The 17041-nt window shown below is 47.6% G+C and carries 20 protein-coding genes, 3 tRNA genes and 3 pseudogenes; 20 read left to right on the plus strand and 6 right to left on the minus strand.

Annotated features, from left to right (window positions below; all coding sequences use genetic code 11):
- Positions 1-4 precede the first annotated feature (4 nt).
- From IPL71_RS07330 to IPL71_RS07345, 6 genes and pseudogenes are all read right to left on the minus strand, one after another.
- Positions 5-655, minus strand: a complete 651-nt coding sequence (locus IPL71_RS07330) for a PAS domain-containing protein (RefSeq protein WP_345320294.1) — start codon at positions 653-655, stop codon at positions 5-7.
- Positions 597-788 (minus strand): PAS domain S-box protein, encoded by a 192-nt coding sequence (locus IPL71_RS25810; RefSeq protein ID WP_514130754.1) that lies wholly within the window; start codon positions 786-788, stop codon positions 597-599. Before IPL71_RS25810 ends, IPL71_RS07330 begins: the two co-directional genes overlap by 59 nt.
- A pseudogene (locus IPL71_RS25815) lies at positions 737-955 on the minus strand (PAS domain-containing protein); the annotation flags it as partial. The pseudogene IPL71_RS25815 and the gene IPL71_RS25810, both read right to left, overlap by 52 nt.
- 391 nt (positions 956-1346) lie before the next feature.
- A tRNA-Cys gene (locus tag IPL71_RS07335) sits at positions 1347-1417 on the minus strand.
- Between the two features lie 59 nt (positions 1418-1476).
- Positions 1477-1548: transfer RNA gene (locus IPL71_RS07340), tRNA-Gly, on the minus strand.
- Positions 1549-1577: 29 nt separating this feature from the next.
- Positions 1578-1650: transfer RNA gene (locus IPL71_RS07345), tRNA-Phe, on the minus strand.
- A gap of 202 nt (positions 1651-1852) precedes the next feature.
- Here IPL71_RS07345 and IPL71_RS07350 point away from each other — a divergent pair.
- The 20 genes and pseudogenes from IPL71_RS07350 to IPL71_RS07445 all read left to right on the plus strand — a co-directional run bounded on the left by IPL71_RS07350 (position 1853) and on the right by IPL71_RS07445 (position 17024).
- Positions 1853-5750: pseudogene (locus tag IPL71_RS07350) on the plus strand (DNA-directed RNA polymerase subunit beta).
- Between the two features lie 193 nt (positions 5751-5943).
- The gene (gene rpsL, locus IPL71_RS07355; RefSeq protein WP_345296938.1) at positions 5944-6360 is read left to right on the plus strand and encodes a 30S ribosomal protein S12; all 417 of its coding nucleotides are present in this window, start codon (positions 5944-5946) and stop codon (positions 6358-6360) included.
- Between the two features lie 22 nt (positions 6361-6382).
- Entirely contained in the window at positions 6383-6850 is a 468-nt protein-coding gene (rpsG, locus tag IPL71_RS07360; protein WP_345320295.1) for a 30S ribosomal protein S7, read from the plus strand.
- A gap of 41 nt (positions 6851-6891) precedes the next feature.
- Complete coding sequence (fusA, locus tag IPL71_RS07365) at positions 6892-8970, plus strand: elongation factor G (protein ID WP_345320297.1); 2079 nt, start codon at positions 6892-6894, stop codon at positions 8968-8970.
- 28 nt (positions 8971-8998) lie between these two features.
- A pseudogene (gene tuf, locus IPL71_RS07370) lies at positions 8999-10201 on the plus strand (elongation factor Tu).
- Between the two features lie 12 nt (positions 10202-10213).
- Positions 10214-10522: a 30S ribosomal protein S10 gene (gene rpsJ, locus IPL71_RS07375; RefSeq protein WP_345296981.1), complete on the plus strand. Its 309-nt coding sequence runs from the start codon at positions 10214-10216 to the stop codon at positions 10520-10522.
- A 199-nt stretch (positions 10523-10721) separates the two neighbouring features.
- On the plus strand, positions 10722-11354 hold the full coding sequence (rplC, locus tag IPL71_RS07380) for a 50S ribosomal protein L3 (protein ID WP_345320299.1): 633 nt from the start codon (positions 10722-10724) through the stop codon (positions 11352-11354).
- 29 nt (positions 11355-11383) lie between these two features.
- On the plus strand, positions 11384-12013 hold the full coding sequence (rplD, locus tag IPL71_RS07385) for a 50S ribosomal protein L4 (RefSeq protein WP_345320301.1): 630 nt from the start codon (positions 11384-11386) through the stop codon (positions 12011-12013).
- A 10-nt stretch (positions 12014-12023) separates the two neighbouring features.
- Positions 12024-12329 (plus strand): 50S ribosomal protein L23, encoded by a 306-nt coding sequence (gene rplW, locus IPL71_RS07390; protein WP_345320303.1) that lies wholly within the window; start codon positions 12024-12026, stop codon positions 12327-12329.
- Positions 12329-13165, plus strand: a complete 837-nt coding sequence (gene rplB / locus IPL71_RS07395) for a 50S ribosomal protein L2 (protein WP_345320305.1) — start codon at positions 12329-12331, stop codon at positions 13163-13165. Before rplW ends, rplB begins: the two co-directional genes overlap by 1 nt.
- Before the next feature lie 22 nt (positions 13166-13187).
- Positions 13188-13466 carry a 30S ribosomal protein S19 gene (gene rpsS, locus IPL71_RS07400; RefSeq protein ID WP_345307321.1) on the plus strand — a complete coding sequence of 93 codons (279 nt, stop codon included), beginning with the start codon at positions 13188-13190 and terminating at the stop codon, positions 13464-13466.
- A gap of 12 nt (positions 13467-13478) precedes the next feature.
- On the plus strand, positions 13479-13820 hold the full coding sequence (gene rplV / locus IPL71_RS07405) for a 50S ribosomal protein L22 (protein WP_345320307.1): 342 nt from the start codon (positions 13479-13481) through the stop codon (positions 13818-13820).
- Between the two features lie 10 nt (positions 13821-13830).
- Positions 13831-14610: a 30S ribosomal protein S3 gene (gene rpsC / locus IPL71_RS07410; RefSeq protein WP_345320309.1), complete on the plus strand. Its 780-nt coding sequence runs from the start codon at positions 13831-13833 to the stop codon at positions 14608-14610.
- A 31-nt stretch (positions 14611-14641) separates the two neighbouring features.
- Positions 14642-15061 carry a 50S ribosomal protein L16 gene (gene rplP, locus IPL71_RS07415; protein WP_345320311.1) on the plus strand — a complete coding sequence of 140 codons (420 nt, stop codon included), beginning with the start codon at positions 14642-14644 and terminating at the stop codon, positions 15059-15061.
- A 3-nt stretch (positions 15062-15064) separates the two neighbouring features.
- Positions 15065-15280: a 50S ribosomal protein L29 gene (rpmC, locus tag IPL71_RS07420; protein ID WP_514130747.1), complete on the plus strand. Its 216-nt coding sequence runs from the start codon at positions 15065-15067 to the stop codon at positions 15278-15280.
- Positions 15280-15552, plus strand: a complete 273-nt coding sequence (gene rpsQ, locus IPL71_RS07425) for a 30S ribosomal protein S17 (protein WP_345320313.1) — start codon at positions 15280-15282, stop codon at positions 15550-15552. Before rpmC ends, rpsQ begins: the two co-directional genes overlap by 1 nt.
- 3 nt (positions 15553-15555) lie before the next feature.
- A complete protein-coding gene (rplN, locus tag IPL71_RS07430; protein ID WP_345307315.1) occupies positions 15556-15927 on the plus strand; it encodes a 50S ribosomal protein L14 in 372 nt (123 codons plus the stop codon).
- A gap of 9 nt (positions 15928-15936) precedes the next feature.
- The gene (rplX, locus tag IPL71_RS07435) at positions 15937-16269 is read left to right on the plus strand and encodes a 50S ribosomal protein L24 (RefSeq protein WP_345320314.1); all 333 of its coding nucleotides are present in this window, start codon (positions 15937-15939) and stop codon (positions 16267-16269) included.
- A 17-nt stretch (positions 16270-16286) separates the two neighbouring features.
- The gene (rplE, locus tag IPL71_RS07440; RefSeq protein ID WP_345320316.1) at positions 16287-16838 is read left to right on the plus strand and encodes a 50S ribosomal protein L5; all 552 of its coding nucleotides are present in this window, start codon (positions 16287-16289) and stop codon (positions 16836-16838) included.
- A gap of 3 nt (positions 16839-16841) precedes the next feature.
- Positions 16842-17024: a type Z 30S ribosomal protein S14 gene (locus tag IPL71_RS07445; protein ID WP_345296921.1), complete on the plus strand. Its 183-nt coding sequence runs from the start codon at positions 16842-16844 to the stop codon at positions 17022-17024.
- The last annotated feature ends 17 nt before the right edge of the window (positions 17025-17041 follow it).

Below are 17041 nucleotides of genomic sequence, written 5' to 3' on the forward strand. Positions count from 1 at the left end.
GGTTTTATTCCCTGATTGCACCATTCAAAGATTTGAGATACGAATATATTTTTTTATTAGATGTATGTCGCTTGAAGACGTACACACGACTAACCTGAGTGGTTTTCCCAAGTTGCGCAAGCACTTGATTGATGCAGTCTTCCCAGTTGGAGGATTTCAGGAATTGTTCCGCTGAAAATCCAACGGCTTTGATGATTTCTTCTCTGCGTTGTATGGCTTCTTCAGCATGTTTTTGATCCGTTATGTCCAGGAGAATTCCCTGCCAGAAGAGGGGAGTGCCATCTTCTCCGAGGACAATAGATGCGTCCTCTTTGATCCAAACATAGTGTCCATCTTGATGACGCATTCTGTATTCAATTCGAAAAGGCTCACCAGTTTGATCGGTTCGAATATCCTCACTCAATACGCGTTCTCTATCATTTGGGTGCAGGGAGTTTTTCCATAAATTATCCCCAGATTCCCACTCCTGTGGAGTATAGCCAAGTAAATCCTTCAAGCGTGGACTTATGTACTGGGTCGTTTCAGGTTGATCGAATTTATCCATGAAAACAACGGCCGGCAATTTTTCTACAAGCATCCGATAGCGTTCTTCTGTATTAAATAATGCGTTTTCCGCTTTTTTTTTGTTTTGTAATATCAGTAACGAACCCTTCAAAGTACAAAACCTTGCCTGCTTTATTTTTTACAGCGCGGGCATTGGTGGATGTCCATATTATGCTTCCATCTTTTCTTATATTTATTGCCTCAAATTTTTCGACACTCCATTTTGTGATAACAAGCTGGTAAATTGTTCCCGGCTTTCTGGTGACAGGTGTATTTGTGAACTTATGTCGCTGATTTCTTTTATCATCTCTTCCGGCGATCTGTACCCATATATATTTGCCATTGCCGCGTTGACATTTATAAAATACCCCCCGGGTGCTGATCGAAAAATCCCTTCTGTGGTGGATTCAAAAAGATCTGAAAAATTTTGTTACGCTGCTTTTTGGGAAATACTATTTTTCTTTATAAGGAAAAATAATATGATGGCGGTGAGGATTACATAAAGCCAGCCTTTGTAGGTTTGAATCAATGCCAATTGAATTGGGTTAATGAATAAAATTCCCGCGAATCTATCTGATAGGAGAATCCAAGTTCCTCCTATCAGAATGTAGATAAGAGTAATTTTTAGCGCGGGTGAAATTTTTGAGGTAATCATAGGTAAATGAATAGTGCCTTCTGTCTAAATTTATTATAGGCTTTTTTAGTGAAATTTCCATGCCAAATAAATTGTAATTGGCATGGAAATAAAAAATTCTTCTCAGAGAAAAACAAAAAAGCAAACCAAAACGGTTTGCTTTTTGAAGAGGCGTCGAGGGGATTTGAACCCCTGATGAGGATTTTGCAGACCCTTGCCTTACCACTTGGCCACGACGCCATATACACAATGAGGATTGCTGACTGAAATGTATTCCAATCTACAATCCTCCATGTTTGAGCGGGCGATGGGATTCGAACCCACGACCTTCTCCTTGGCAAGGAGACGTACTACCACTGTACTACGCCCGCAGATTTTCGGCTATTATATCAGCCGAGAGTGCCGAGACCCAGGATCGAACTGGGGACACCGCGATTTTCAGTCGCGTGCTCTACCAACTGAGCTATCTCGGCCTGTGTATTTTTTTGTTAAGCGTCCGTGATTTTACACGCACTTATACAGATTGTCAAGAAAAGCTTTGCATTTATATTTGATGTGATTAATGTATTGTCCACTTCTTGACTTTTTGTATTCATTTCGATATAATGTTAGGTCGCTGTCCAAGTGGGGCAGTTACAATCGTTTCATAACTCAGCCGAAAGTCAGGAGAGAAGAATGGCATCTTCTTTGTCCCAAAAAAGTTACGCACGTATTCCAGTTAAGCTCGACCTTCCTAATTTAATAGAAGTACAACTTGATTCGTTTGAAAGACTCAAGAAGGAAGGTTTAGGCGATCTCTTTCACGAGGTGTCGCCGATTGAGTCTTATAACAAAGGGATGAAATTATTTTTCCCGAGTCGTGGCCCTGAGTCTCAACAGTGGGGTCTTAAATACTGGTTTGGAGAACCCAAGCATACAATTGAAGAGTGTGTGGAGCGCGATCTCACATACTCCAGTCCATTATATGTTTCCGTTCTTTTAGCTGGCCCAGATGTCCCCGAACCCATCAAGCAGGATATTTTCCTTGGTGATTTCCCGGAAATGACCGACAAAGGTACGTTCATTGTAAATGGAACCGAACGCGTTGTCGTGTCGCAATTGATTCGTTCTCCTGGTGTTTACTTTGAAGCTCCAGCAGATCGCGCAACCGGTCGTCCGCTTGCGATGGCAAAGCTTATTCCTGATCGTGGTGCGTGGATGGAGTTCGAGACTCGCAAGTCTGATTACATCATCCTTAAGTTCAATCGTAAACGAACCGTCCCGATCACTGTTTTCTTGCGGGCGCTTGCTGCGGTCTCTGATGGCATTAAAGATTCTCCCATCAAGACTGGTTCCGATGAAGAAATTCTTTCCATTTTTAAGGATGTGGATAATAACCCTGAGCGCATGTTCATGGCTTCCACACTTAAACAAGAACCTGATTGGAAAGCCTCCAACCAACCGATTGCTGAACAGGCACTGATTGAGTTTTTCAAAAAGATGCGCCCTGGCGATCCTGCTACGCTTGATAATGCCCGTCAGTTCCTTGAGGAACAACTATTTGACCAACGGCATTACGATCTGGAGCGGGTTGGCCGTTACAAGTTGAATCAAAAACTCGACTTGACCATTCCGATTCCTCATCGCACGGTTTTCAAAGAGTGACATCATTCGACTGATCCGCCGTATGATTCAGATCAATAATGGTGCGGAACGGGCTGACGATATTGATCATCTTGGTAATCGCCGTGTAAAGACGGTGGGTGAGTTGATCCAGAACAAGCTGCGCATCGGTCTGCGACGGATGGAACGCGTCATCAAAGAACGTATGTCCATTCGTGACCAGGAGCAGTTGTCACCGGTAACATTGGTCAATATCCGCCCCGTAGTCGCTGCATTGCGCGAATTCTTCGGTTCGTCACAACTTTCACAGTTCATGGATCAAACCAATCCTCTGGCTGAGTTGCGCCACAAACGCACACTTTCTGCTTAGGGCCAGGCGGTCTTCGCCGTGAGCGCGCAGGTTTCGATGTTCGCGATGTTCACCATTCCCATTATGGACGTATTTGTCCGATTGAGACGCCTGAAGGCCCAAACATTGGTCTTATCGGCCGTTTGGCCTCTTTTGCTCGTGTAAATGAATATGGTTTTATTGAGACACCGTACCGCAGAGTGTACAAGGCCATGCTTTCAAATGATGAACGCTTGGAAGGTCGTACTTTGCGCGAGGATATTTATGATCCCAAGAGTGAAGAATTGCTTTTCAAATCCGGAACTCTTATTGACGCCAAAGTTTTGAAGAGACTTTCAAGATTTGAGAGCGAAGCCAGCATCGTTCCGTACGTTTCTGACGAAATTATTTACCTTTCTGCAGATGCAGAAGATAAATATACGATTGCCCAGGCAAACGCTCAGTTAACAACCAGCAAGGAATTCTCCCGTGAACGTATTTCCTGCCGTTATCACTCAGGTTTTATGTTCTCCAATTCTGAATCAATTGATTATATGGATGTGGCACCACACCAGGTTGTTGGTATCAGCGCGGCTTTGATCCCATTCCTTGAACATGATGACGCCAACCGCGCGCTCATGGGCTCGAACATGATGGCCCAGGCTGTTCCATTGGTGCGTCCCGAAATCCCGCTGGTTTCTACAGGGATGGAAGGTCACGCTGCATTGGATTCAGGCCAGGTCGTAGTCGCAGAAGCGGATGGTGAGGTTGTCTCGGTAACGGGATCCACAATCACCGTCAAAGAAAAGAAAAGTGGAAATCGCGTCTATCAACTCCGCAAGTATCAACGTTCCAATCAAAGCACCTGTATTGATCAGCGCCCATCTGTAGTGAAGGGACAGTTGATCAAAAAAGGCGATATTATCGCTGACTCTTCTTCTACCGATAGTGGTCAACTTGCACTCGGTCAAAATGTTGTAATTGCCTTCCTCTCATGGGAGGGTGGTAACTTTGAAGATGCTATTTTGCTTTCAGAGCGTTTAGTGCAGGAAGATCGTTTCACCTCTGTTCATATTGAAAAGCATGAAGTGGAAGCTCGTGATACCAAGCTTGGCCCTGAAGAAATTACTCGTGACATCCCCAATGTGGGTGAGGATGCCATCAAAGATCTGGATGAGAATGGAATCATTCGCATTGGCGCCGAAGTTGGCCCCAATGATATTCTTGTTGGCAAGATCACTCCTAAGGGTGAAAAAGAACTGACGCCTGAAGAGCGTTTGTTGCGCGCCATCTTTGGTGAGAAATCTCGTGATGTTAAAGACACTTCTTTGCGTATGCCTCATGGCGAACGGGGCAAAGTAGTTGATGTAAAAGTATTTACTCGTGAAGACAATTCCGACCTTTCCGCAGGCGTAGACATGATGGTTCGTGTTTCTGTCGCACAACGCCGTAAGATCACTGCTGGCGATAAGATGGCTGGACGTCATGGTAACAAGGGTGTTGTTTCCAAGGTTGTTCCTGTGGAAGATATGCCTTTCCTGGAAGATGGAACACCTGTAGATCTCATCTTGAATCCTTGGCGTGCCCGGTCGTATGAACATCGGCCAGGTTTTGGAAGTGCATCTTGGTTGGGCCGCAAAACGCATGGGCTTCCGCGCAATTACTCCTGTATTTGATGGGGCAACGGAAGAACAGATTGAAGCGGAACTTGCTCGTGCCTGGATCATGGATCAAGCATGGAAAGAAGCTGCTGACCGCGCCTGGGAATGGCTCAAGGAACAGGAATATGATCCTAATTCCATTCAAGATGACGACGAAGTTCGACGCTTGTATCTTGAGCATTGGTTGGGTAAGCGTAAGTACGATATTTACAGTTTGAATGATTCAGAATATGCGCGTCATGCGACAGCCAAAGAATGGTTGCGCGAAAAAGGCTACGCCAAGCCTGAAGAGATTCTACTTGACGACCATGATGTGGCAAATCCTGACCCGGAAATTGATGAACTGACTGTTATTGCTTGTTTGCGGTTATGGATGGAAACCAATGGGCTTACTCGTAGAGTTGCGGAAGACAAGGTTTTTGACACTGCACAGGAATTGGCAAAAGAGAAAGGCATTCCTTTGCCTACTCTTGGCAAACAGCTTTTGCGCGACGGAAAGACCGGGGTTCCCTATGATCAGCCCGTTACTGTTGGTGTGATGACCATTCTTAAGTTGCATCACCTTGTGGAAGATAAGGTTCATGCACGATCGACAGGCCCATACAGTTTAGTGACCCAACAGCCTTTGGGTGGTAAAGCCCAGTTCGGTGGTCAACGCTTCGGTGAAATGGAAGTGTGGGCGCTTGAGGCTTATGGCGCAGCTCATACTCTTCAGGAAATGCTTACCGTCAAATCGGATGATGTTCAAGGTCGTGTAAATACTTATGAAGCGATTGTGAAGGGTGAGCCGATTGAAGAACCCAGTATCCCTGCATCGTTCCGGGTGCTTGTGAAAGAGTTGCAATCTCTTGGCCTTGCCGTGGAAGCAATTAACGAGAGCGGCGATATGGTCAAATTTGGTAAAGAGGATGAAAAAGCGCATCCACCTAAACATGATACAGGTCTGCTCAGCCTCGGAGAGAATCAAGTAGGAAAGAAGTAACAAATTCCTATTGACGCGTAAGATACGGCGTGATAAACTATTTAGCCGTTGCCCAAAAACGCACGAGTGGCTTTATCTCCCACTCAAATCAATTGGCAGCTACAAATGAGGCCATCAGAAAATGTTGTTGATGGTCTCATTTCTTGCGAATATTCAAACGTAATTATGAAAGATTTTGTAATCGGAGGCGACTGTGCCGACAGTAAATCAAATGGTCCGTAAGGGCCGCAAAAATAACAAGACAAAAAGTAAAGCTCCAGCCCTGCAGTTCACGTTGAACAGTTTTAAGCAGCGCCGTGTGAGACAGGACAAAGGCGCGCCGCAGAAGCGTGGTGTTTGTACCGTTGTTCGAACCATGACTCCCAAAAAGCCGAATTCAGCGTTGCGCAAGATTGCGCGTGTACGTTTGACAAACGGCATTGAAGTCACAGCTTATATCCCCGGTGAAGGTCATCAGTTGCAAGAGCACTCTGTAGTGTTGGTGCGTGGCGGCCGTGTGAAGGATTTGCCTGGTGTGCGTTATCACATTGTGCGCGGTTCTCTTGACACCACCGGTGTAGCCAATCGCAAGCAGGGCCGTTCCAAGTACGGCGCGAAGCGTCCGAAGTAATCTATAGATGGAGTAGTGAAGCATGCGTAGAGCAAAACCTGAGAAACGGGAAGTTCTTCCCGATCCAAGATTTAATAGCATCAATGTTCAGACCATGGTTAAGCATGTGCTTAAGAGTGGCAAGAAAAGCACTGCTATCCGCTTGATTTATGATGCAATGGATTTAATTAAAGAGCGAACTGAGAAGAATCCTTTGGATATCTTTGATGGTGCCCTCAAAAATGTAGGACCTGCCATGGAAGTACGTCCACGCCGTGTGGGTGGTGCAACCTATCAGGTGCCAATGGAAGTATCATCAGATCGTCGTACCACTTTGGCGCTTCGTTGGATCCTTTCAGCCGCTCATGATCGTTCCGGCAAGTCGTTTTCTGACAAACTTGCATCTGAGTTAATTGACGCTTTCAACGAAACCGGCTCTGCTATTCGTAAACGTGACGAGACCCATAAGATGGCTGAGGCCAATCGCGCCTTTTCCCATTATCGTGTTTAGTTTTTTGACATTAAATAATATCTTTTAAGGAAGTAGTTAGTATGGCACGCGTGCATCCTCTGGAAAAATACCGAAATATAGGCATTATTGCCCACATTGACGCCGGGAAAACAACAACCACCGAGCGTATCATGTTCTATACGGGCATGACTCACCGCATCGGTTCTGTTGACGATGGTACAACAGTGACCGACTGGATGGTACAGGAGCGCGAACGTGGTATCACCATCGTTTCAGCGGCTGTTTCTGCTGAGTGGAAGGGTTATCAGGTTAACATTATTGATACTCCTGGACATATTGACTTTACTGCTGAAGTTCAACGCTCTTTGCGTGTATTGGATGGTGGGGTGGTGGTTTTTGATGCAGTGCAAGGCGTGGAACCTCAATCTGAAACCGTATGGCGTCAGGCTGATCGTTATGGCGTGCCCCGCATCTGTTTTGTTAATAAGATGGATCGTGTTGGTGCTTCCTTTGAACGTACTATTGAAACGATCATTGACCGATTGGGCGCTAATCCGATTCCGATGCAGATTCCCATCGGATTTGAAGCTACATTTAAAGGTGTGATAGATCTTTTAACTATGAAGGCCGTTGTTTGGGAAGACGATTTGGGGAAAGATCCCCATATCGTTGAGATTCCTGATGACTTGAAAGAACAGGCTAAGGAATATCGCGCCAAGATGGTGGAGAAGATTGCCGAGCTTGATGATGAATTAACATTGAAATTCCTTGAAGCTCAAGAAATCAGCATTGATGAACTCAAGCTTGCACTTCGTAAAGGTGTGTTGGCAAATAAAACGGCACCGGTGTTTTGTGGTTCTTCCTTAAAGAATAAAGGTGTACAAGTTCTGCTTGATGCCGTAGTGGATTATCTTCCTTCACCTGCAGATAAGCCCATTATCACAGTGTCTGAACCGGGAAATCCTGAAGTCACTTTTGAAATTGCTGCTATAGACGATGCTCCTTTGGGCGCTTTGGTTTTCAAGATCGTAACCGATCCTTATGTGGGTCGTCTTGCTTATGTTCGTGTTTATTCCGGTGTTTTGAGCCAGGGACAAACTGTTCAAAATACAACCAAAAAGGGAAGAAAAGAGCGCATCGGCCGTTTGATCCGCATGCATGCCGATCATCGCGAAGATGTGGATGAGATTCGTGCTGGTGACATTGGCGCTGTATTAGGCTTCAAGGATAGTTTTACCGGCGATACACTTTGTGATACCAAGCCCCTTGTTCTTGAAACTATCTCATTCCCTGAACCTGTTATTTCCATCGCGATCGAACCCAAGAGTTCCAGCGATCAGGAAAAAATGGGTGAGGCACTTCGCAAATTGGCGGAAGAAGACCCCACACTTCATGTTAATTCAGATGAAGACTCTGGCCAGACCATTCTTCGTGGTATGGGTGAGTTACATCTTGATATTATTGTAGATCGTTTATTACGTGAATTTAGAGTCCAGGCAAATGTTGGCGCTCCACGTGTTGCGTTTCGTGAATCGATCACCCGAGCTGTTAAAGAAGTTAATTATAAATATGCCAAACAATCCGGTGGTAAAGGTCAATACGGTCATGTTGTATTTTCCATGGAGCCTGGCGAACGCGGTAGCGGTATTTTTTTTGAAAATAAGATCGTGGGCGGTTCCATTCCCAAGGAATACATCAACCCAATTGAAAAAGGCTTCAAGGAAGCTGCTGAAGGCGGCGTTCTTGCTGGATATCCTGTTGTTGATATCAAAGTAACCTTATTCGACGGCTCTTTCCACGAAGTTGACTCAAGTGAAATGGCATTCAAAATGGCTGCTATTTTGGGCTTCAAGGAAGGCGTGCAAAAGGGACATCCTATTTTGCTTGAGCCAATGATGAAAGTCGAAGTTGTTGTGCCAGAAGAATACCTTGGCGATGTCATGGGGCAGATTAACAGCCGTCGTGGTTTGATCCAGGGTATGGAAGTTCGCCTTGGAAACGCGCAAGCAGTCAAGGCAATGGTTCCGTTGGCAGAAATGTTCGGGTATGCAACCCAGCTTCGTTCCGCAACACAGGGACGTGGTGTTTTCAACATGGAATTCGATCACTATGCGCCAGTATCGCAATCTGTGGCCGAAGAAATCTTGAAAGCTAACTAATCGTTTTTATAATTCAAGGAGTTAGCAAATGGCGAAGGTAAAATTTGACCGCAGCAAACCGCATCTGAATGTAGGGACCATGGGTCATATTGATCATGGGAAAACGACATTGACAGCGGCGATCACCAAAGTAGCCGGATTTTCAGGGCAGGCTGACTTCCGTGCGTACGATCAAATTGATAACGCACCGGAAGAAAAAGCGCGCGGGATCACGATCAACATCGCGCACGTGGAATACCAGACAGACAAGCGCCATTACGCGCATGTGGACATGCCAGGCCATCGTGACTATATCAAGAACATGATCACGGGCGCGGCGCAGGTGGATGGAGCGATCCTGGTAGTGGCAGCGCCCGATGGCCCAATGCCCCAGACGCGCGAACACGTTTTGCTCGCCCGCCAGGTGGAAGTACCCTCCATCGTTATCTTCTTGAACAAAGTGGACATGATGGACGACCCGGAACTGCTAGAGCTGGTGGAACCTGGAACTGCGCGAACTGCTGAGCAGCCAGGGCTTCCCCGGCGACACAACCCCGATCGTGCGCGGCTCCGCCAAGCAGGCTTTGGAGAGCACCAGCACCGATCCAAGAACGCACCCCGAGTATGCTTCCATCCATGAATTGCTGCGTGTGGTGGATGAGTACATCCCCGAGCCCAAACGCGAGACAGACAAGCCGTTCATGATGTCGGTGGAAGATGTATTCTCGATCAAGGGACGCGGAACGGTGGTGACAGGACGTATTGATCGCGGCATCATCAAAATGGGTGAGCCGATTGAAATCATTGGTTGCGTGAAACGAAGAGCACCGTGTGCACGGGCGTGGAAATGTTCCACAAGCAGTTGGATGAAGGCATGGCCGGAGACAATGTGGGCTTGTTGCTGCGCGGTATTGAACGTGAAGATGTGGAGCGAGGTCAGGTGTTGGCCAAGCCGAAATCGATCACACCGCACAAGAAGTTTTTGGCGGAAGTGTACGTGTTGAAGAAGGAAGAAGGCGGACGCCACAAAGCGTTCTTTAGTGGCTACCGACCGCAGTTCTATATCCGCACGATGGATGTGACGGGCGACATCACCCTGCCGGAAGGCGTGGAGATGGTGATGCCCGGAGACAACGTCAACCTGACGGTTGAGTTGATTGTTCCTGTGGCGCTTGAACAGGGTTCCAAGTTCGCCATTCGTGAAGGCGGTCTGACCGTCGGCGCGGGTGTCGTTACCAAGATCATTGAGTAAGGTGAGAGAATGATGGCTAAACAGAAAATTCGTATCCGCCTTAAGGCTTATGATCATCGCGTTCTTGATCAATCTGCAAAACGCATTGTTGAAACTGCAGAGCGAACCGGCGCCCAAGTAGTTGGTCCCGTACCCTTGCCAAGTAAGATAGAACGCTTTACAATACGTCGCTCGGCATTTATTGACAAGGACTCGCACGAACATTTTGAGATCCGCACGCACAACCGCTTGATTGATGTTTTGGATCCTGATTCAAAAACAATTGATATGTTGATGCGCTTGAACCTGCCTGCAGGTGTTGATATCGAGATCAAGATTTAGTTTTTTAGTTTTACTTAACTTAATAGCCGCAATAATAGGTATTTGCGGGTTATTTTGAGACAGCGCAAGAGTAGGTCTGGTTGTGGAACCGATATAACCGCTTCGCACCAGACTATCTGACTGCACTGCACGGAGATGATGTGGCCGTTTGCCCCGGCTGGCAGTCTCGTCAATATCTTCTAAAGGAGAATAATTGAGTATGTTGAAAGGGCTGATTGGTAAGAAGATTGGCATGACCCAGATCTTCGATGAGCAAGGTGTTGCCATAACGGTAACACTCATCGAAGCTGGGCCGTGTTACGTTACCCAGGTTCGTATGCCGGAGAAAGAAGGTTATTCTTCGGTTCAACTGGGCTTTGGCGAAGCAAACCCCAAACGTCTTACAGGCGGTCAATTGGGTCACTTAAAAGCCAATGAGATTCCCCCTATGCGCTTCTTGCGTGAATTTCGTTCCAAAGATCATGGACTGAAAATTGGCGATAAAGTAACAGTTGTAGATACTTTTTCCGTCGGTGATCGTGTAGATGTGGTTGGTGTTAGCAAAGGCAAGGGTTTTGCCGGTGTTGTAAAGCGCTACCACTTCCATGGCATGAACGCTACGCATGGTACATCTGATCGTAACCGTGCGCCCGGTTCTAGTGGATCGGGTACTACACCAGGTCGTGTCTATAAAGGTCACCGAAACTCGGGCCATATGGGCGTAGATCGCGTAACCGCACAAAACATCAAAGTTGTACTGGTGGATGCGGAACGTAATTTACTGGCTATTAATGGAGCAGTTCCCGGTGGTAAGGGCAGCCTCGTCATGATCAAGGAGTCGCGCAAGCAGTAGGCGCGCAGGAAACGGGAGCCAGAATAACCATGAAAGTAGATGTTCTTGATTTAAAAGGTCAGAAAATTCGCGAGGTTGAATTACCCGCGACGGTTTTCGAAGCCACAATTAATATTGACCTGATGCACCAGGCTTACAATCGTCAAATGGCGAATGCACGTTTAGGTACACATGAGACAAAAGTGCGCTCAGAGGTCAGAGGTGGTGGTCGAAAGCCTTGGAAACAAAAAGGTACCGGCCGTGCTCGCCAAGGTTCTACCAATGCGGCGCAGTGGGTTGGTGGTGGTCGTATTCATACACCTCATCCTCGTAGCTACGAACAGCGTATGCCGAAGAAAATGCGTCAGGCAGCGCTTCGATCCGTGTTATCTGTCAAAGCAGCAGAAGCCGGTATTGTGGTAATCGATGGTTTTGATATTACAGAACCAAAGACCCGTTTGATGGCTGAAACATTATTTAATTTGGTTGGCACTTCCACCGCATTGGTGTTGATGCCCGTCAAAGATCAGAATTATGACCTTGTCATGCGGTCTGCAGATAATATTGAAAGCGCAAAAGTTTTGCTTGCTAGTTACTTAAATATACGAGACGTGCTTAGCTTTGACAAAGTCGTCATCCCGGTAAAAACCATAGATGCGCTTGTCGCGCATCTCGGATAAGGAGAGAGACATGACTAATTTATATAATGTCCTCGTCCGCCCATTGGTTACTGAAAAAACAAATTACCAATCAAGCAAACTGAGTCAGTATGCTTTTATTGTGGCTGACGAAGCAACCCGTACCACGGTGAAGGATGCAGTGGAAACTCTGTTCGATGTCACTGTGGCGCGTGTAAATATTCTTAATGCGCCCGCAAAACGCGGCCGTCGCGCTCGCTCACGTCGTTTATTGGTACGCCGTTCGGCATTCAAGAAAGCGATTGTGACCCTTGCCGAGGGAAGCAAACCCCTCGAGATCTTTGAAGGGGTGCAATAATGGCAGTTAAAAAATACAAACCAGTAACTCCCGGTATGCGTGATATGACCGGTCATACTTTTGAAGAGATCACCAAGAGCACACCTGAACGCTCCTTGTTGGTTAACCGACCTCGCCATGGCGGCCGTAATGCTCAAGGCCGCATAACCGTTCGTCATCGTGGCGGTGGCGCTCGTCGTTTCATCCGTATCGTGGATTTCAAACGCGAAAAACATGGCATTCCCGCCAAAGTTGCCGCAGTTGAATATGATCCAAACCGTACAGCCCGCCTTGCCCTCCTATTTTATGTGGATGGTGAGAAACGATATATCATTTCACCTTTGGACCTGAAAGTTGGCGATACCGTCATGTCTGGCCCAACCGCTGAAATTCGTCCTGGTAACTCTCTTCCGATTAGCAATATCCCAGTCGGCACCTTGATTCATAACATCGAGATGAAAGAAGGAAAGGGTGCGCAACTCGTCCGTTCTGCTGGTGGCGCAGCGCAACTGCTCGCTAAAGAAGGCGATTTTGCTCAGATTCGTATGCCTTCCGGAGAAGTTCGCCTTATTCATCAAGTCTGCTATGCAACCATTGGTCAGGTTGGAAATCTTGATCATGGCAATGTCAAACTTGGTAAAGCTGGCCGTAAGCGCCACCTGGGTATTCGCCCAACCGTTCGTGGTACTGCGATGAGTCCACGTGACCATCCTCACGGTGGTGGTGAAGGTCGCCAGCCAATCGGTCTTGCTGGTCCCAAGAGCCCATGGGGTAAACCCACGCTCGGTAAGAAGACCCGTCGTAACAAGAAGACCGACCAGTACATTGTGCGCCGTCGCAGTAAGACGAGCCGCTAAGAATTAGACGAGGTACTTATATATGTCAAGATCATTGAAAAAAGGCCCTTTTATTGAGACTAAACTTCTCAAGCGTATTGAGGCCATGAACCAGAAAAACGAAAAGAAAGTCGTCCGCACATGGAGTCGCGCCTCTGTGATTTTCCCCCAGATGGTTGGACATACCATTGCAGTGCATGATGGACGCCGCCACGTACCGATCTATATTACCGAAAACATGGTCGGCCATCGATTAGGCGAATTCGCCCCGACACGCACATTCCGCGGTCACCAGACCAGCGAGAAAGCCGCTGCGGCTTAAGGAGAGTGAGATATGAGTGATATTCATGCAAAAATTAACAATCTCTCCTTGTCTGCGCAAAAAGTCCGTATCGTGATTGATATGGTGCGTGGAAAAAGTGCAAACGAAGCGCTGGAAATCCTCCGTTTTGTTAATAAGCGCGCCGCATTACCTGTGAGCAAATTGGTGGATTCAGCAGTTGCAAATGCCGAAGAAAATTTTGGTGTTAGCCGCGACGACTTGTTTGTCGCCAAGATCACAGCCGATGAAGCTCCTACACGTAAATGGAGACGCTTTGGTGCTCGTGGCCGTTTCAAACCGATATTGCGCCGCAGTTCACATGTGACTGTCATATTACGCGAGCGCGGAGCATAAGGAGAATTATATGGGTCGTAAAGTACATCCTATTGGTTTTCGTCTAGGGATCAATCAACCCTGGGGCGGCCGTTGGTTCGCTGAAGGAAGTGTCTATCGTCAGCAATTACATCAGGACTTCGCCATTCGTTCTTTGTTACTTGGTAACTTCTCCAAGGGCGGTTGGGCTGCCAGCGAAAAAGTTCGTGAATATCGCAAGCAAATGCCTGATGCTGTAAAAGATGGTAAAGCTGGTATTTCCCGTATTGACGTTGAGCGCACACCTGGCAAAGTTCGCATCGTAATTCACACCGCCAAACCCGGCATTTTGATCGGCCGAAAAGGTGAAGGCGTGAAGAAGATTCGTCAGGCACTTGAGTCATTGGTAGGCAAGAAGGCTGATTTTGAATCATTAGCCGGCAAGAAAATCGAATTGGACATTAAAGAGATTTCCTCGCCCGATACCGATGCAATGTTGGTTGCCAAGAATATTGCTGATCAACTCGAACGCCGTATTGCCTATCGCCGCGCGATGAAACGTGCCATTCAGCAAGCGATCAAGCAGGGCGCCCAAGGGATCAAGATCCTGGTTGGCGGACGCCTTGGCGGCGCAGAAATGTCCCGCGATGTGTGGTTGCGTGAAGGCCGCGTGCCTTTGCAGACCTTGCGCGCAAATCTTGATTTTGCCACAACTGAAGCATCCACCACATATGGTCAGATCGGTATCAAAGTCTGGATCTATAAAGGTGAAGTTGTACCTGATGTGGAAGAAAAAGTCGAAGCGACAGAAGGCGTGTACGTCAGCGAGTAATCGCGACGTCGCCTGAGATGAGGTTTTAGATATGTTGATGCCTAAACGTGTAAAGTGGCGCAAGCAGATGCGCGGTCGCATGACAGGAAAGGCTCTCCGCGGTGCGGAGATTTCCTTCGGCGAATTTGGCCTGCAGGCGTTGGAACCGGGTTGGATTACAGCCCGTCAAATTGAAGCGGCTCGTCGCACAATCGTTCGTGGGATGAAGCGTCGCGGTAAGATCTGGATTCGTATTTTCCCGGCCAAACCGTTCACGCACAAACCACCAGAAACCCGCATGGGTTCTGGTAAAGGTAACGTGGAATACTATGTTGCTCCAGTCAAACCTGGCCGTATTATGTTCGAGGTCAGTGGCTTGTCGGCAGACATTGCAATTGCGGCTTTGAAGAGCGCTCAGTATAAGTTCTCCATCAAGACCAAGGTTGTTGGTCGCTTTGCAGGAGGAGAATAATATATGAAGCACATGAAAGTAGAAGACATCCGCAAACTGGCGGTTGAAGAGATTCGCACAAAGATCTCGGATTCTCATGAAGAGTTGATGAAACTGCGCTTCCAGCAGGTGACTGGTCAATTGACTGACTCCAGCCACTTGCGAACTCTGCGCCGCGACATCGCCCGCATGGAAACAATCCTGCGCGAGACCGAGCGTGCCGCTGTGGAAGGTGCATAATGAATAATCGTCGTCGTATGACTGGTGTAGTAACCAGCAATAAAATGACCAAGACCGTCGTGGTGGAAATCACTCGCAAGTTTCGCCATCCTCTTTATAAGAAGGTGGTGTACTCAAGCACGCGCGTGAAGGCACATGATGAGATCGGCTGCCAGATCGGTGATGAGGTCCAGATCGTAGAGACCCGTCCGTTATCTCGTGACAAGCGCTGGGCTGTTGAAGCAGTCGTCAAGCGTGAGACACGAACCGCTGATCAAGGCGTAGGAGAATAAGCTATGCTTCAGCATGAGTCTCGATTGAAGGTTGCTGACAATACCGGCGCCCGCGAATTACTTGTTATTCACGTATTGGGTGGTTCACGTCGCAAGTATGGATCGATTGGCGATGTTGTGGTTGCAACTGTAAAAGCCGCCGCACCGCAAGGTTCTGTGAAGAAAAGCGAAGTTGTAAAGGCCGTCATTGTGCGCTGCACAAAGGAATGGCGCCGAGAAGATGGCTCTTACATCCGTTTTGATGATAACGCCGCAGTGATTTTGGATGCCGATGGCGAAAACCCGAGGGGCACACGTATTTTTGGACCTGTTGCGCGCGAATTGCGCGACATGGGCTATATGAAGATCGTGTCGCTGGCCCCGGAAGTACTGTAGGAGCGAAGAATGAAAGTAAAAATTCGAAAAGGCGATACAGTAGAAGTGATCAGTGGCCGCCTTGAGGACAAAGGCAAGCGCGGTGAGGTCATTAATGTTTTCCTTGATGATCGTCGCGTAGTGGTGCAAGGTGTGAATATTCGCACCAAACACCAGAAGCAGGTACAGACGCAAGCGGGTCGCAATATGAACCCGGGCCGAATCCAGTTCGAAGGGCCGATTGACATCTCAAACGTGATGCTTGTATGCCCGAAATGTGGTGAACCTACTCGCGTTGGTGTTTCACGTGACGATGAAGGTGCCCATCGCGTTTGCAAGAACTGTGAGGCCACGATTGAATAGGCCGTGGAGCGAATAAGATGAACAGAATGCAAGAACGCTATAACACAGAAGTGGCCCCGGCCCTGTTCAAATCGTTCAGTTTGAAGAACGTAATGCAGGTGCCGCGTATTGAAAAGATCGTTGTCAATATCGGTCTCGGCGAAGCGATGGATAACCCCAAAGCGCTTGATGCCGCTACTGCTGATTTGACACAGATCACTGCTCAAAAGCCTGTGCAAACAAAGGCTCGCAAAAGCATTGCGAACTTTAAATTGCGCGAAGGCCGTCTCATTGGTGCAAAGGTAACTTTGCGTGGCGCCCGTATGTGGGCTTTCTTTGACCGTCTTGTAAACATTGCCTTGCCCCGCGTGCGTGACTTCCGGGGTATTTCAGTCAATGCTTTTGATGGTCGTGGAAATTACACACTGGGTCTTAAGGATCAGTTGGTTTTCCCTGAGATCGAGTATGACAAAATTGATAAATTGCGCGGTATGGAAGTCACCATCGTGACTTCTGCCAAGAGTGATGATCAGGCGCGCGCATTATTGCAATTGCTCGGAATGCCGTTCAGTAGCAAGAAGGATGCTTAACCTATGGCAAAAAAATGTATGCAATATCGTGAACTGCGCCGCAAACATGCAGTGCAAGTGCGGAATCGCTGTCAGCGTTGTGGGCGCCCACGCGGTTTTATTCGTCGCTTTGGTCTATGCCGTATTTGCTTCCGTGAATTGGCTTTGACGGGCAAAATCCCTGGCGTCGTAAAGGCGTCCTGGTAGCCCCAGGTGGAGGTAGA

Origin of the sequence: Candidatus Villigracilis proximus, from assembly GCF_016717045.1 — a bacterium.
Lineage (GTDB): Bacteria > Chloroflexota > Anaerolineae > Anaerolineales > Villigracilaceae > Villigracilis > Villigracilis proximus.

Excerpts from the sequence above, each read along its gene's own strand:
- rpsG (WP_345320295.1), top strand. The coding sequence starts at position 6,383 with ATGCGTAGAGCAAAACCTGAGAAACGGGAAGTTCTTCCCGATCCAAGA.
- fusA (WP_345320297.1), top strand. The coding sequence starts at position 6,892 with ATGGCACGCGTGCATCCTCTGGAAAAATACCGAAATATAGGCATTATT.
- rpsJ (WP_345296981.1), top strand. The coding sequence starts at position 10,214 with ATGGCTAAACAGAAAATTCGTATCCGCCTTAAGGCTTATGATCATCGC.
- rplC (WP_345320299.1), top strand. The coding sequence starts at position 10,722 with ATGTTGAAAGGGCTGATTGGTAAGAAGATTGGCATGACCCAGATCTTC.
- rplD (WP_345320301.1), top strand. The coding sequence starts at position 11,384 with ATGAAAGTAGATGTTCTTGATTTAAAAGGTCAGAAAATTCGCGAGGTT.
- rplW (WP_345320303.1), top strand. The coding sequence starts at position 12,024 with ATGACTAATTTATATAATGTCCTCGTCCGCCCATTGGTTACTGAAAAA.
- rplB (WP_345320305.1), top strand. The coding sequence starts at position 12,329 with ATGGCAGTTAAAAAATACAAACCAGTAACTCCCGGTATGCGTGATATG.
- rpsS (WP_345307321.1), top strand. The coding sequence starts at position 13,188 with ATGTCAAGATCATTGAAAAAAGGCCCTTTTATTGAGACTAAACTTCTC.
- rplV (WP_345320307.1), top strand. The coding sequence starts at position 13,479 with ATGAGTGATATTCATGCAAAAATTAACAATCTCTCCTTGTCTGCGCAA.
- rpsC (WP_345320309.1), top strand. The coding sequence starts at position 13,831 with ATGGGTCGTAAAGTACATCCTATTGGTTTTCGTCTAGGGATCAATCAA.
- rplP (WP_345320311.1), top strand. The coding sequence starts at position 14,642 with ATGTTGATGCCTAAACGTGTAAAGTGGCGCAAGCAGATGCGCGGTCGC.
- rpmC (WP_514130747.1), top strand. The coding sequence starts at position 15,065 with ATGAAGCACATGAAAGTAGAAGACATCCGCAAACTGGCGGTTGAAGAG.
- rpsQ (WP_345320313.1), top strand. The coding sequence starts at position 15,280 with ATGAATAATCGTCGTCGTATGACTGGTGTAGTAACCAGCAATAAAATG.
- rplN (WP_345307315.1), top strand. The coding sequence starts at position 15,556 with ATGCTTCAGCATGAGTCTCGATTGAAGGTTGCTGACAATACCGGCGCC.
- rplX (WP_345320314.1), top strand. The coding sequence starts at position 15,937 with ATGAAAGTAAAAATTCGAAAAGGCGATACAGTAGAAGTGATCAGTGGC.
- rplE (WP_345320316.1), top strand. The coding sequence starts at position 16,287 with ATGAACAGAATGCAAGAACGCTATAACACAGAAGTGGCCCCGGCCCTG.
- IPL71_RS07445 (WP_345296921.1), top strand. The coding sequence starts at position 16,842 with ATGGCAAAAAAATGTATGCAATATCGTGAACTGCGCCGCAAACATGCA.